At 67.0% G+C, this 14,186-nt stretch carries 13 protein-coding genes; 4 read left to right on the top strand and 9 right to left on the bottom strand.

The features are described from left to right. Positions 1-76 precede the first annotated feature (76 nt). The gene (locus HDC95_RS00850) at positions 77-1,519 is read left to right on the top strand and encodes an XRE family transcriptional regulator (protein ID WP_259061301.1); all 1,443 of its coding nucleotides are present in this window, start codon (positions 77-79) and stop codon (positions 1,517-1,519) included. Between the two features lie 33 nt (positions 1,520-1,552). Here HDC95_RS00850 and HDC95_RS00845 read toward each other — a convergent pair whose 3' ends face one another. Continuing rightward, on the bottom strand, positions 1,553-2,626 hold the full coding sequence (locus HDC95_RS00845; RefSeq protein WP_259061300.1) for a winged helix DNA-binding domain-containing protein: 1,074 nt from the start codon (positions 2,624-2,626) through the stop codon (positions 1,553-1,555). A gap of 50 nt (positions 2,627-2,676) precedes the next feature. On the opposite strand from HDC95_RS00845, the gene HDC95_RS00840 reads away from it, so the two are divergent. After that, a complete protein-coding gene (locus tag HDC95_RS00840; protein ID WP_259061299.1) occupies positions 2,677-3,327 on the top strand; it encodes an HAD-IA family hydrolase in 651 nt (216 codons plus the stop codon). On the opposite strand, the gene murQ is transcribed toward HDC95_RS00840, so the two are convergent. Then, positions 3,320-4,270 (bottom strand): N-acetylmuramic acid 6-phosphate etherase, encoded by a 951-nt coding sequence (murQ, locus tag HDC95_RS00835; RefSeq protein WP_259061298.1) that lies wholly within the window; start codon positions 4,268-4,270, stop codon positions 3,320-3,322. The genes HDC95_RS00840 and murQ overlap by 8 nt on opposite strands. Beyond that, complete coding sequence (locus tag HDC95_RS00830) at positions 4,260-5,144, bottom strand: N-acetylglucosamine kinase (protein WP_259062173.1); 885 nt, start codon at positions 5,142-5,144, stop codon at positions 4,260-4,262. Before HDC95_RS00830 ends, murQ begins: the two co-directional genes overlap by 11 nt. A gap of 175 nt (positions 5,145-5,319) precedes the next feature. On the opposite strand from HDC95_RS00830, the gene HDC95_RS00825 reads away from it, so the two are divergent. Further along, positions 5,320-6,177: a MurR/RpiR family transcriptional regulator gene (locus HDC95_RS00825; RefSeq protein ID WP_259061297.1), complete on the top strand. Its 858-nt coding sequence runs from the start codon at positions 5,320-5,322 to the stop codon at positions 6,175-6,177. A 7-nt stretch (positions 6,178-6,184) separates the two neighbouring features. Here HDC95_RS00825 and HDC95_RS00820 read toward each other — a convergent pair whose 3' ends face one another. Then, positions 6,185-6,694 carry a phosphoribosyltransferase gene (locus HDC95_RS00820; RefSeq protein ID WP_259061296.1) on the bottom strand — a complete coding sequence of 170 codons (510 nt, stop codon included), beginning with the start codon at positions 6,692-6,694 and terminating at the stop codon, positions 6,185-6,187. A 148-nt stretch (positions 6,695-6,842) separates the two neighbouring features. Here HDC95_RS00820 and HDC95_RS00815 point away from each other — a divergent pair, with 148 nt between their 5' ends. Further along, positions 6,843-8,579: a thiamine pyrophosphate-binding protein gene (locus HDC95_RS00815; protein WP_259061295.1), complete on the top strand. Its 1,737-nt coding sequence runs from the start codon at positions 6,843-6,845 to the stop codon at positions 8,577-8,579. Positions 8,580-8,609: 30 nt separating this feature from the next. Here the strand turns inward: HDC95_RS00815 and HDC95_RS00810 are convergent, their stop codons facing one another. The 5 genes from HDC95_RS00810 to HDC95_RS00790 all read right to left on the bottom strand — a co-directional run bounded on the left by HDC95_RS00810 (position 8,610) and on the right by HDC95_RS00790 (position 14,067). After that, positions 8,610-8,996: a UTRA domain-containing protein gene (locus tag HDC95_RS00810; RefSeq protein WP_259061294.1), complete on the bottom strand. Its 387-nt coding sequence runs from the start codon at positions 8,994-8,996 to the stop codon at positions 8,610-8,612. A 280-nt stretch (positions 8,997-9,276) separates the two neighbouring features. After that, positions 9,277-10,110: a hypothetical protein gene (locus HDC95_RS00805; RefSeq protein WP_259061293.1), complete on the bottom strand. Its 834-nt coding sequence runs from the start codon at positions 10,108-10,110 to the stop codon at positions 9,277-9,279. 18 nt (positions 10,111-10,128) lie between these two features. Next, positions 10,129-10,632, bottom strand: a complete 504-nt coding sequence (locus HDC95_RS00800) for a hypothetical protein (protein WP_259061292.1) — start codon at positions 10,630-10,632, stop codon at positions 10,129-10,131. A 132-nt stretch (positions 10,633-10,764) separates the two neighbouring features. After that, positions 10,765-12,630: an FAD-dependent monooxygenase gene (locus HDC95_RS00795; protein ID WP_259061291.1), complete on the bottom strand. Its 1,866-nt coding sequence runs from the start codon at positions 12,628-12,630 to the stop codon at positions 10,765-10,767. 63 nt (positions 12,631-12,693) lie between these two features. Continuing rightward, the gene (locus HDC95_RS00790) at positions 12,694-14,067 is read right to left on the bottom strand and encodes an MFS transporter (RefSeq protein ID WP_259061290.1); all 1,374 of its coding nucleotides are present in this window, start codon (positions 14,065-14,067) and stop codon (positions 12,694-12,696) included. Positions 14,068-14,186: the final 119 nt, after the last annotated feature.

Genomic DNA, 14,186 nt, shown 5'->3' with positions numbered 1-14,186 from the left:
ATTCTGAGTAACATCGCCGGTACATTTCCCACCAAACGACGTATAAGAATCGGATTTCTTTCGATATGCTCAAGGAATGAGCGGCTCCGGCATCCATCTCACGACACTCGGCCATCGCATCCGTCACCACCGTGTGGCGAAGGGGTTCACCCTCGACGAGCTCGGCGCGCAGGTCGGCGTCGCCGGCTCGCAGCTGAGCCTGATCGAGAACGGCAAGCGCGAGCCCAAGCTCTCATTGCTGCAGGCCATCGCTCATGCCACCGCGACCGACGTCTCCGATCTCATCTCGGGCGAGCCGCCCAACCGCCGGGCCGCGCTGGAGATCGAGCTGGAGCACGCGCAGGCGAGTCCGGTCTTCCGCCAGCTCGGAGTGTCGCCGGTGCGCGTCTCGAAGGGGATGCCGGATGAGACGATCGAATCGATCCTCGGCCTTCATCGCGAGCTGCAGCGCCGCGCGCGGGAGGCCATCGCCACGCCGGAAGAGGCGCGGCGCGCGAACACCGAGCTGCGCCTGCGCATGCGTAGCCAGAACAACTACATCGGCGACATCGAGAAGCTCGCAGAGAAGCAGCTGAAGGCGGCGGGCCACGTCAGCGGCGCGCTCACCCACCGCACGGTGAGCATCATGGCTCAGAAGCTCGGCTTCGAGCTGCTCTACGTCAATGACCTGCCGCACTCCACGCGCTCGGTGACAGATCTCGAGAACAGCCGCATCTATCTGCCCCCTGCATCCATTCCCGGCGGTCACGGCCTGCGGTCCATGGCGCTGCAGGCGATGGCCCATCGGCTCCTGGGGCACACTCCCCCGACCGACTACGCGGACTTCCTGCAGCAGCGCCTGGAGATCAACTACTTCGCGGCGAGCTGCCTGATTCCGGAGACTGCGGGTGTCGCGTTCCTGCAGCAGGCCAAGAAGGAGCGGAACCTCGCCGTCGAGGACTTCCGTGATGCATTCGGCGTCACGCACGAGGCCGCCGGCATGCGGATGACGAACCTCATGACCGAGCATCTCGGTATGAAGCTGCACTTCCTCCGCGTCGACGAGACGGGCGCGATCACCCGGGTGTACGAGAACGATGACCTGCCCTTGCCGATGGATGTCACCGGCGCGGTCGAAGGACAGCCGGTGTGCCGTAAGTTCCAGGCGCGTGCCGCGTTCACGCAGCAGAACCGCACGACCGAGCACCACCAGTACACCGACACCCCGTCGGGCACATTCTGGTGCGCGACTCAGACCGGGGCCGCCAGCGACGGCGAGTTCTCGGTCACGGTCGGCGTGCCGTTCGACGATGCGCGCTGGTGGCGCGGGCGCGAGACGAGCGACCGCGCGGTGTCGACCTGCCCGGACGAGGCGTGCTGCCGTCTTCCTGCCCCCGAACTCGCGGATCGGTGGAGTGCCAAAGCGTGGCCGAGCGCCCGCGTGCACACGCACATGTTCTCCCCGCTCCCTCGCGGCGCATTCCCTGGGGTCGACGAGAACGAGGTCTACACCTTCCTCGCCCGGCACGCGGCGGAGTGAGGATCCGATCGCGACGGAGTAGCCCCGGCGCGGTCAGCCGGCGATGAATGCCGCGTAGCGGTCGAGGGCGGTGATGACGTCGGCATCGTCGGCCCCAGCCGCCGTCATCAGCTCCGGTATGGGGTCGTCCGTATGCCGCCCCACTGCGGTGGAGTGCCGCCAGGTGCCGACCACGACGCCGTCCGCGAGGATGATCGGCCGCACCATGCCGTTCTTGCCCGGCCCGATCGCACCCAAGAGCTCTGGAGGGCAGGTGACGGTGCGATCGATGTAGGAGATGTAGTACTCCTCGAATGATCCGAGCGCCACGACGGCTGGCGCAGCCGCGTTCCGTCGCGGCATCGAATCTGCGACGAACACTCCGTCATCGACCTGTCGGATGCGTTCGTCATCGGCGGATACCGCGGCCGCGACTCGGGCCACGCCGAGAGTGACGCCGGCCCACCAGGCGAAGTCCTCGGCAGTCGCGGGGCCGTGCCCGACGATGTAGCGGACGAACATCTCCGCGGCCGGTTCGCCAGGCGCTGTTGATTCGGAGATGTGTTCCTCCGTGAGCACGAAACGCTGCTCCCTGGAAACGCCTCCCGGTCTCGGAACGATCGGCCCCTGGCAGATGATGCCGCGCAGCGCGAGGTTCTGCACTGCGAACAGTCCACGCTGTCCGCTCGGCTCGATTCCGGCTCTCTGCAGCACGTCGAACAGCTCGACACGGGTCAGGCCGTTGCCGCCGCGCAGCGCGCCCCTGATGACGCGCTCAGATGTCGCGAGCTCCTCGACGCCGAGACCGAGCTCCCGGTAGCGCGGAGCCGCCTTCTGCAATTGCCGCTCCCCTGTGACGCTGAGCATCCAGGCGAGATCTTCAGCGGCGACGATGTGCAGCGTGCCGCGCTGCGTCCACCCGCGCACGAGCATTCTGCGGTTGAAGAGCCGGTCGACCGCCCGCAGCGTCGGCGCACCCGTCGTGCGCGCGGCGAGCGCCCATCGCCCTGCCCAGAACTCCTGAGCCTGGACAGCGAGCATGTGACGCGCAGCATCCGTCACCGAACGGGTCGGCGCCGTGAGTCGGTGAGCACGCAGGCGCGCAGCGCGCAGCGAATGCGGATCCATGACCCCATACTGCCGCGTGCCGCAGACGTTCGTCGGGATAGCCTGAAGGCATGACGACGACCCTCACTGCACGCGCTGTCCTTCTCGATATGGACGGCACGCTCGTCGACTCCACCTCGGTCGTCGAGCGCCTCTGGTTGGAGTGGGCCGAACCGCACGGTCTCGACCGCGACACCGTTCTGAAGACCGTGCACGGCCGCCAGGGCTGGCAGAGCATGGCCATCCTCCTGCCGGAACGCGATCATGCGATCAACCTCGAGGAGAATCAGCGGATGCTGGCGCGCGAGAGCGCGGAGACCGACGGCGTTGTCGCGATCCCCGGCGCCGCCGACCTGCTCCGATCACTGGGAGGAATCCCTCACGCGATCGTCACCTCGGCGGACATCGCGCTCATGACGGCGCGGATGGGTGCCGCGCAGCTGCCGATCACCGAACTCGCGATCACCGCCGAGCGGGTGTCCCACAGCAAGCCGGACCCAGAGGGTTTCCTGCTCGCAGCATCCGCTCTGGGCGTCGACCCCGCCGAATGCGTCGTCTTCGAAGACTCCGGAGCCGGCATCCGGGCCGGTATCGATGCGGGGATGACCGTGATCGGCGTCGGTCCGCACGCACCGTCCTTCACGCCGGCGCATCACGTCGACGACCTGACGCAGATCGCGATCGAGTCGAGCGACGAAGGATTCGAGATCCGGATCAGCTGAGCGCTGAGATCGCTTCGCGCAGGATGCCGTCGGCCTCCGCCAGGGCGCGCGTCGCACGCTCCGCGTCTGCTCCGGTGGCGAGGATGAGCAGCGCGAGCTTCACTGAGCCGTCCGCCGTCCGCAGTGCCGTCGACGCCTCGTCGACGCCGACGCCGGCGAGCTGCGACACCGTGCGCACCGACCGTGCATGCAGTTTCTCGTTGGTGGCGAGCAGGTCGACCATGACGCCTCGGTAGGTCTTGCCGAGTTTGATCATCGACAGCGTCGTGAGCATGTTCACGACGAGCTTCTGCGCGGTTCCGGCCTTCAGCCGAGTGGAGCCGGAGATGAATTCCGGACCTGTGACGACCTCGATCGCGATCTCGGCGGCGGCGCCGATGTCGGAGTTCGGGTTCGACGCGATCGCTGCGGTGAGCGCGCCGATGCCCCGTGCGTAGTTCAGGCCGCCGATGACGTACGGCGTGCGACCGGATGCGGAGATGCCGACGACGGTGTCACGTTCGGTGAGCTCCAGCTCGCGCAGCGATGCCTCGGCGGCCTCCGCGTCATCTTCGGCGTTCTCGACAGCCGAGCGGATCGCTTCCTCGCCTCCTGCGATGAGGCCGACGACCATGGACGGATCGGTGCCGAACGTGGGCGGGCACTCGCTGGCATCGAGCACTCCGATGCGTCCGGCGGTGCCTGCGCCCATGTAGATGAGGCGCCCGCCGCGGCGGAACCGCTCGGTGATGCCGTCGACCGCACGCGCGATCTCGTCAGCACACTCGGCAACAGCGAGAGGCACGCGCTGATCTTCGGCATTCATCCGGCGCACCAGCTCTGCGGTCGCGAGCAGGTCGAGATCGCCGCGCTCGGTCGTCGAGGCTTCGGTGGAAAGACCGGACAGCACGTCCAGCAACTCAGCGAGACGCGTGTTGTCATTCGGCGGAGTGTCATTCGGCACGGTGCACGAACCTTTCATGGGGCATGTCGGTACGGCGCGCAAGGAGCGCAGCGCCGTCAAGGGCGTCGCCGACGGTGGGAACGATCGTGCGGCCGGCATTCGTGAGTGCGCGCTCGAGCTCGGCGCGGAACCAGCGGTGATCCGTGAGACCGCCATGGACGGCGACATCGAAGGCGCGATCGGATGCCGCGATGGCGGATGCTGAGAGCAGCCGCACCCCATCGGCGACGATCTGCAAGGCAACGGTATCGCCCGCGGCTGCCGCATCGAGCACCAGTGGTGCGACGGTGGCCAGTTGTCGGGCAGTCGGGATGTCGCTCGCCAGCCAGGTGATGGGATCCGCTGCCGGTGCGATATGGGCGCGCACCGCGCTGCTGAGCGTCGTGGAGGGGCCGAGCGCATCACGTGCGCGCAAGGTCGCCCGGACGCCTTCGCGTCCGATCCAGGATCCGCTGCCGAGGTCGCCGAGGTCGGGCCCCCAGCCATCGACGAGCCGCACGTCGTCAGCGTCGATTCCGAGAGCCGCGGCTCCTGTGCCGGCGATCAGCAGCGTGCCCTGAGCGCCCTGCAGCGCCCCGGCATGCGCGCTGACGACATCAGAGGTGACCGCGACGTGCGCGCCGGTCGCGTCGGCGAGAGTACGCGCGAGGGCGGCCGCGGCATCCGGCGACGCCCACGCCCCTGCCGCGCCGACGCCGATGCTGTCGATGGATTCTGTCTCCTCGAGCAGAGGCAGGATCGCGGCAAGTGCGGCGGCGATGCCATCGGCGGCGGCGAGGCCGGGCGTACCGGCATCCGTGCGCACCGTACGCCCGTCGGCGCTGATCATGGCAACCCTGCAACGGGTTTTGCCGAGATCGACAGCGGCTGTCATGGGCTCGATCGGCATCTCTCAACTCTCTCATCGACGGCTCTGCGTGAAGGCTCGACGGCTCTGCGCGAGACATCACGGAAAGAGTCTACAGTCAGCGTAGTCTTGCTGAAAAGAATTTACCTGCGGACGAGACCGCTCCCAGGACATACTGTAATCCCCTACCCGAGGAGCACGGATGAGTATCCAGTCGACCATCGAAGCAGCTGCCTCGACGCTTCCGCCTTCGCTCGCCCGCATCGCGGCGGTCGTGCGGGAGAACCCCTCGATCGTGATCGACATGACGATCAATGAGCTCGCGCAGGAGTGCAGCACGTCCGTGGCTTCCGTCGTGCGGTTCTGTCGCGCCATCGGTCTCAGCGGCTACGCCCCGTTGCGCATGGCCCTCGCGACCGAACTCGGCAAGGAAGCCGCGCAGTTCTCGCCGAGAGGGGCGTTCGGATCCGAGATCTCAGACGAGGATTCTCTGCGCGAAGCCGTGTCGAAACTGGCAGCCCTCGAACTTCTTGCCATCGAGGAGACCGTCGGCCAGCTCGACTTCGAGGTTCTCGACGCAGCCATATCCGACATCGACGGGGCCGAACGAATCCTGCTCTACGGCATCGGCGCCAGCCAGTTCGTCGCCGAGGACCTCGCCCACAAACTGATGCGTGTCGGCCGCAACGCGCACGTGCTCACCGATCCGCACGAGGCGATCGCGGCGACGGTACTGAACGCGGGTCCGACAGTCGCAGTGGGGTTCTCGCACTCGGGCACCACCGTCGAGACAGTGCGCTTCCTCCGCACAGCAGGCGGCAACGGCGCCTCGACGATCGCAGTGACCTCCGCGAAGGGCTCCCCTCTCGCCCATGCCGCCGACCACGCGCTGTTCACAGAAGTACGGGAGTCGGCTTTCCGAGCCGGGGCGATGGTCAGCCGCATCGCCCAACTGGCCCTCGTCGACTGCCTGTTCGTCGGCATCGCCAAGCGCCGCTTCGCCGAGACCGTTGATGCTCTGCAGCGCACTCGCGAGGCGACTCGCGCGTTGCGCGGCTGACGAGCGGTCACGCCGTGGGCGGCAGACCGAGGTCTTCCTCGCGCACCGTGCCCTGGAACGACCACGGGAAGTTGATCCACAGATCCGTGTCCTTCCAGGCGTAGTCGGGCTGGATGATCGTCGACGGCTTGGTGTAGATCGTCACCGACCGCACGATGGCACCCTTGGCCTGCAGCAGCTCAACTGCCAGCGCCAGCGTGCGCCCCGAGTCTACGACGTCGTCGACCAGCAGCACTCGGCGACCGTCGAGGTAGGCCATGTCGAGCTCGGGCGGCAGCACCTCCGGAGCATCCAGGACCGTACCGATGCCCGTGTAGAACTCCACGTTGATCGCGCCGCAGTTCTTCGCACCCAGACCGTAGGCGATAGCGCCGGCGGGGAGCAGCCCGCCTCGGGCGATCGCGACGACGACCTCCGGCTCGAATCCGCTGGCGACGATGCTGCGCGCGAGGTCCCGCGTCGCCGCGCCGAAGCCGTCCCAGGTGAGTGTCTCGCGCTCGATCGCAGCATCCGTCATGCGTCTATTCTGCCGGTAGAATCGAAATCGTCCGGACTCGCTCCCCAGAGGGCGCCGGTGCCCGAAAAAGGGGCACGAAGCATTCGCTGCGATGCCGCGCGAAGCGAGACACACACGGAATCCATCCGTCGTCTCGAAAGGCATTCCCATGCCCACTGTCTCCGCCCACGTCGCCCTCACGCTCGCCCACCACATCGACGCCGTCTTCGGCGTGATGGGCAACGGCAACGCTTACTTCCTCGATGCTCTTGAACGTCAGACCTCCGTGGAGTTCACCGCGGTGCGCCACGAGCAGGGCGCCGTGGTCGCCGCAGATGCCCATCACCGCGCCTCCGGCCGGATCGCCGCAGCCACCAGCACGTACGGCGCCGGGTTCACGAACACGTTGACCGCGCTCGCCGAGGCCGTGCAGGCGCGCATCCCGCTCGTGCTGGTGGTCGGCGACGAGCCCACTTCCGGCCCTCGCCCGTGGGATGTCGACCAGATCGCGCTCGCCAGCGCCGTCGGCGCCCGCACATATACGGTCGGGCGAGCGGATGCCGCGGCCACCACGATCATCGCGATCGAGCACGCTCTCACCTATCGCGTGCCCGTCGTGCTCGCGATCCCCTACGACGTCGCCGCCCTTGAGGCGGGCCCGGTGCCACCGGCACCATCGCCTCGCATCCTCGCGCCGCTTCATCCGAAGGGCGAGTTCGCCGACGGGATGCTGGATGACGTCGCGTCCGCGCTGCGCGACGCCGAGCGGCCGTTCCTCCTCGCCGGCCGAGGCGCCTGGCTGGCACACGCAGGAGCGGCGTTGGGCTCCCTCGCCGAGGCGACCGGGGCGCTCACGGCATCGACCGCTCTCGGTCGCGGCATCTTCCCCGCGGCGCAGTACGACCTCGGCGTCACGGGTGGGTTCGGCGCCGAAGGCGCCATGCAGCTGGTGCGGCAGGCTGATGTCGCCGTCGTCTTCGGCGCCTCGCTGAACCAGTTCACGATGCGCTTCGGCGAGCTGTTCGCCCCAGGCACGCGAGTATTCCAGGTCGACGTGGCCCCAGCGGCGACGCACGCGCACGTCGGCGGGTTCGTCCGCGGTGACGCACAGGTCGTGGCGGAGGAGCTCGTGGAGCGGCTGCGGGAGGGACGTCCCGGCGTACCCGTTCTTCGGAGAAGTGCGCGTTCTTCGGAGGAATCCGGCGAGAGTCTCCGAACGAAGCGCACATCTCCGAGCGAAGCGCGCGCGTTGTGGCGCGAATCCGTGGATGTCGAGGCGGCCCGCGCCTATGAACTCGGCGACGAACTCGCTCCTGACGGGCGCCTCGACCCGCGCTCGGCAGCCCGACGCATCGCCGAGCTGCTGCCCGAGGACCGCGTCGTCGTCTCCGACGGCGGACACTTCATCGGCTGGGCGAACATGTACTGGCCGGTGTCCTCTCCCGACCGGATGATGATGATCGGCACAGCATTCCAGGCCATCGGCCAGGGCTGGCCGAGTGTCGTCGGGGCGACGAGGGCGCGGCCGGACTCGACCATCGTGCTCACCTCTGGCGACGGCGGCGGGCTCATGGCGATCGCTGATCTCGAGTCGGCCGTCCGCGCCGCCGGCGGTCACGGCTGCGCGGTGATCTGGAATGACGCCGCCTACGGCGCCGAGGTCCACCTGTACGGGCTGAAGGGTCTCGCCGAGGAGCCCATGCGCATCCCTCAAGTCGATTTCGCCGCCTTCGCCGCAGCCGTGGGCGCCGAGGGCGTTGTCGTGAGCACCCTCGACGACCTCGATCGGCTCGGCACCTGGGCCGCCGAAGACCCGATGACCCGGCGGTTCCTGCTTCTCGATCTGCGCATCTCCGCAGACATCATCGCGCCGTATCAGCAGGAGATCATCCACGTGAACTCCTGAGCGCCTTTGCCGGCCGAGGCGCCCTGCGCGTCAGTCCGGGTGCGGCGGTTCGATGTCCAGGCGCACGCGCTGCGCGGCGAAGCGCGTCACCAGGTACTGCAGCGGCGTGCCGTCCGGCAGGGTGTCGAGCGCTTCGGCTACCAGCACGATCGCGCCCGGCCGGAGTGCGAGAACCTCTGCCTCCGCTGTCGTCGCATGGCGTGCTCCGACGACGGTCGACGCACGAACGTAGTCGTCGATCCCGTGCTCTCGCAGTGCCGCCGTGATCGACCCGGTGCGTCGGAGGGAATCGGCGATGTCCGGCAGGTCCTCGGCGGCGAACCAGTGCGTGCCGACGGAGATCGGCTGACCGGCGGCTGACCGCGTGCTCTCGATCCTGACCACTTCCCCGGCGTCGATGCCGAGCCGCTGCGCCACTTCCTCCCCCCCGGCCGATGCTGAGGTCGAGCCCGTCGACGGCCTTCACCGTGCGCTCGCCCGACCCGTAGTGCCGGCGCAGTCCCTCGATGGCGACGGCCGTGTCGGATGCTGTGTCAGTTGTCCTGATCGGAGTCAGAGTGTCCGCTACTGTGCTCATGCCTCCAGCCTGGCGGCGGCGCGCTGCCGAATCCGGAAGGCGCTGTCACCTCATTCGCATGACACGTGTCATGCAGATCGATTCCGTCCCCACCGGGGTTCCGGTCATCCGGTCATCCGGTCATCCGGTGGGGACTCCACCGAAGGTCCCACCCACATATGTCGTCCCATCCGCGTCGAGGGATCCCAGGACGTACTCAAGCGCATAGCCGTCTACGTCGGCATCTGCCAGGCGGGGGTCGCGAAGTCGCGCATCCACTTCCTGGACCTGCGCGGGAGTCAACCTCGAGACGTAAAGGGTCGGGTACTGCTCTCCTGAGGTGGGAGCTTCCAGGAGGACCTCCGCGCCGGGGAATTCTCGCGCGATCTGGATGATCTCGATGATGGCCTCGTCCGTGGTACGGCTCGGGACGTGGACGATCCGAAGATGTTCCTCCAGCGCCTGCAGAGTGTACGTTCCTCCGTGCGTGAACAGAGGCGTGGATGACACCTGAATGAAGACATCCTCGAACTGTTCGAGATTCTCGACGGTGACGTAGTGCCAGCCGCCGGCGCCGACGATCCTGGTTGCACCGGGAACGGCTGCGGCTGCCAATGTGCCTGCGAGATCGGATGTGAACTGATCTGAACCGCCAGGTTCCAAGGTGACCTCCCATCGGGGCAGAGGTGCCACCTCTGGGTCCAACACACGGGAATCGTCGGATTCGGCCCGAAGCAGAACCGTCTCCGACTGAGCTGACGCGGCGACGGCCAGACGATCGGCGAACTCGGTGACGTCCTCGTCCGAAGCGTCGTCGGTGTTGATGACGATCGGCTGCGTGATCCCTGTATCGCACGTGAGGACCATGGGATCTGGGCAGATGTCTTCGATGCTCTCCTCGGCACCCGGTGCAGTGCACCCGGCCAACAGCAACGCTGCGATCGACAGGATCGAGACGTGTGTGATGTGCCGCACGCTGATGCTCATTCGACGTCAGACAGTCACGCCAGGGGTGATCGCGACGTCGATGGATCCGAATGGGAATGGAGCGAATACGGTGCCGGTGCCGTCCCATTCTGTGATCGGGATCATCCTGAACCAGACCCAACTGATGACGATGGAGACGATCACCAGGATTGCGATCGCCGCAGCCGCACGATCGAGCGAGCGCACTGCGGTTGTCTCATCGCTCGCACGGCGCAGCACCCGCGTGAGAACGCCGATGACGATTGCGATGATCGCAACGTAGATCAGACCACTCGGGCGAAGCACGAGGTTGATGCAGGTCGGTGCCACCTCGGTGACGTTGCCACTGGCGTCGAGGAACTCGTCATCCGAGTTCATCCCGCCAGGGCAATACCCCTTACTCCCAGTCAGGAAGGCACCGTACGCGAACGCGGCAAGCGCCGCGACTATCACCAGACGACGGATGTTGGTCACGATCCGCACACCCGGAAGACCTGTCTTCGGTGTCAGGTCAACCGTCGATTGCGACATTGGACTCCTTCGATCGGCTCGTTTCACCCTACCGAGCGCATGGCGACCAGTCGATGAACGCGTCCACGCCGTCGACACGCCGCCTGGTCTGGGTTTTCCGACTAGGCCGGCGCCAACGCGAGCGCACCTGGCTCAGGCGGGCAGGAAGACGCCCGACAGGAACTCCTCCAGCTCGGACACCGCATCCAGCGGCAGCACGGCAGCCACGTACTGGTCGGGGCGCACGACCACCACGACCCCGTCGCGGCTCAGCTCGCGCTCGTCGAAGATGTCGGTCATCGACCAGGCGTTGGGCGCCGCCGTGTACACCTTCTCCCAGTCGGTCAGCCCCAGCGGGCCGGTCTTCGGCAGGAACAGCGGCGGGGAGGACATGATCTCGATGTCCTCGAAAGCCGGCTGGTGGATCGCCTTCACATCGAACACGGCATCCACGTCAGCATCCGCCGGCGTGTACCGGGCGATGACCGACGAGACGGCCGACGCCCACTCACCGAGGCGCGCGCCCGACGTGTCCGCGAAAGCGTACACGCGCCAACGCCCGTCAGCCTTCGCATGGTGTCCGAGATGCACGACGTTGCCGTCGCACACGCGAACGACCTCTGCCGATTTGAAGCGCTTGCCGATCGGGAACCCGGCGGCGAGCGCCTGATGCGCATTCGAGCCTGTGATCGCCGACTGCGTGTACTGCGTCATGAATCCTGAGGGGAACTCGGCCGTCGCCAGGTAGTAGTTCGCGAGCTCCTGCGGGTCGGAGATCTCCCCCGGCTTGCGGGCCATCAGCGATGACCATTCGCGGTCGAAGTCGATCAGCTGCTGCGCCACCGGCTGCCGCTCGGCGGAGTACGTCGACAGCAGCGATTCCGGGCTGCGCCCTGTGAGCACGCTGCCCAGCTTCCAGCCCAGATTGAACCCGTCCTGCATCGAGACGTTCATGCCCTGCCCCGCCTTCGCACTGTGCGTGTGGCAGGCGTCGCCGGTGAGGAACACGCGCGGCGAGCGCTCCGAATCGAGGGCGTCGTCGAACCCGTCGGTGACCCGATGTCCGACCTCGTACACACTGTGCCAGGCGACCTCCTTCACATCCAGCGTGTACGGATGCAGGATCTCGTTCGCCTTGGCGATGATCGTCTCGATCGGGGTCTTACGCACCTGGTGATGGTCATTCTCCGCCACCTCACCGAGGTCGACGTAGACGCGGCTGAGGTAGCCGCCTTCACGCGGGATGTGCAGGATGTTCCCGGCCTCCGCGTTGATGGCGCACTTGGTGCGCCAATCAGGGAAGTCCGTGTTGACGAGCACATCCATGACGCCCCAGGCGTGGGCCGAGAAAGCCCCCATGTGGGTGCGGCCGATCGCCTCGCGCACACCGCTGCGAGCGCCGTCGCTGCCGACGACGTACTTCGCACGGATCGTGCGCTCCTCACCCTCACGCCCCTCTGCCGTGTGACGCACCCGCACCTCGACGGGGTACTCGCCGTCGTCATGCACGCTGAGGCCGACGAATCCCACTCCGTAGTCGGGAGTGATGCGCCCCGGGCCATCGGCAGCCGCCTCGGCGAAGTAGTCCAGCACCCGCGCCTGGTTCACGATGAGGTGCGGGAACTCGCTGATCTTGAGCCCGTAGTCCTCGGTGCGCGTGGTGCGGATGATGTTCTCGGGGTGCTCCGGATCGGGCCCCCAGAAGTTCATGTACGCGATGTTGTAGGCCTCGGCGGTGATGCGCTCGGCGAAGCCGAAGGCCTGGAACGTCTCGACGCTGCGCGGCTGGATACCGTCTGCCTGACCGAGGACGAGCCTTCCATCCCGCTTCTCGATGATCCGCGTCGTGACGTCCGGGAACTGCGACATCTGCGCGGCAAGGAGCATGCCGGCCGGTCCCGATCCGACGATGAGCACGTCAGTCTCATCCGGCAGCTCAACGGGCCGATCGACGCCGGTACCTGTGGCCGCGACGATGCGTGGATCCTGCGAGACATAGCCGTGGTGATGGAACTGCATCGGAACTCCTTCTTCTTGATCGCGGGGGCGGATGCCGCAGCATCCGCCCCCCCACGGGAGGCGTCAGGCCTTGGCGAGACCGTAGATCGGGCTGACGGTCTGCTCTTCCTCGTGATCCGGGCCCAGCGGGATGCCGCTGCGGTCGCGGAGCAGGAGGGTTGCGATCAGGCCGATCAACGTCATGCCTGCGAGATACCAGGTGACCATCTCTGTGGAGCCGGTCGCGGCGACGATCGCCGCGGCGATGGTCGGGGCGAACGCGCCTCCGACGATCGCGCCGATCGCGTACGAGATCGAGACGCCGGAGAACCGGATGGATGCGGGGAACAGTTCGGTGTACAGCGCCGCCTGAGGACCGTATGTGAATCCGAGCCCGATCGTGAGGATCGCGAGGGCCGCGAAGATCGACCCGACATTGCCGGTGTTGACGAGTGGGAAGAGGAGGATCACACCGCCGAGCTGCATGATCCATCCGGCGATGTAGGTGTTGCGGCGGCCGATCCGATCGGAGATCCAACCGGCGAAGAGCGTCGTGAGCAGCCACGTGACGGCAGATCCGGTGACCGCCCAGAGCACAGGACCGCGCTCAAGGCCGATCGGCCCCTCGGGGTCGGTCGTGTACCCCTGGATGTAACCACCGGTGGTCATGTACCCGATCGCGTTGTTGCCGGCGAACACCAGGGCGGCGATGACGACGAGCAGCGTGTGCTTGCGGAAGAGCTGCACGATGGGCATCTTCGCCTTCTCCTTGCGCTCGGCGAGCTCGGCGAACACCGGGCTCTCCTCGACGTTGCGGCGCACGTAGTAGCCGATCAGGATGAGCACGACGCTGAGCAGGAACGGGATGCGCCAGCCCCAGGCGAGGAACTGGTCACCGGGGGCGATCGCGGTCATGATCGCCATGACGCCGGATGCCAGCAGCAGACCGAGCGGCACGCCGATCTGCGGGGATGCGCCGAAGATGCCGCGCCTCTTCCTGGGGGCGTGCTCGACGGCCATCAGCACGGCGCCGCCCCACTCACCACCGGCCGAGATGCCCTGCAGGATGCGCAGGAAGACCAGCATGATCGGGGCGCCGATGCCGATGACCTCCGCCGTCGGCAGCACGCCGATCAGCGACGTGGCCACACCCATCAGGATGAGCGTCCACATCAGCACGCGCTTGCGGCCGAGTCTGTCGCCGAAGTGGCCGGCGAGGAAGGCGCCGAGCGGGCGGAAGAGGAAGCTGATGCCCACGGTGGCGAACCCGAGGATCACGGTGTTCGTGCCGAGCGCAGCGAAGAACAGCTGCCCGAACACGAGGCCGACGGCCGTGGCGTAGATGAAGAAGTCGTACCACTCGACGGTCGTGCCGACCACCGTGGCGAAGACGACGCGGCGGCGATCTGCCGCGCTGGCGATGGTGCCTGTCGGCGTGAAGCCGGGCTGATCAGTCATTGAAAGCTCCTTGTGTGACGTCGTTGTCCGGGGGCGAGGTCTCGCGTCGAAGCGATGCTTGCCACCCGATGTCAGGATGATATACGATTTCAAATACATCGCACAAGAGCGATGCTCAT

This window comes from Microbacterium sp. AK031 (assembly GCF_024807145.1).
GTDB lineage: Bacteria > Actinomycetota > Actinomycetes > Actinomycetales > Microbacteriaceae > Microbacterium.
This window is presented reverse-complemented; position numbering and strand designations above follow the sequence as displayed.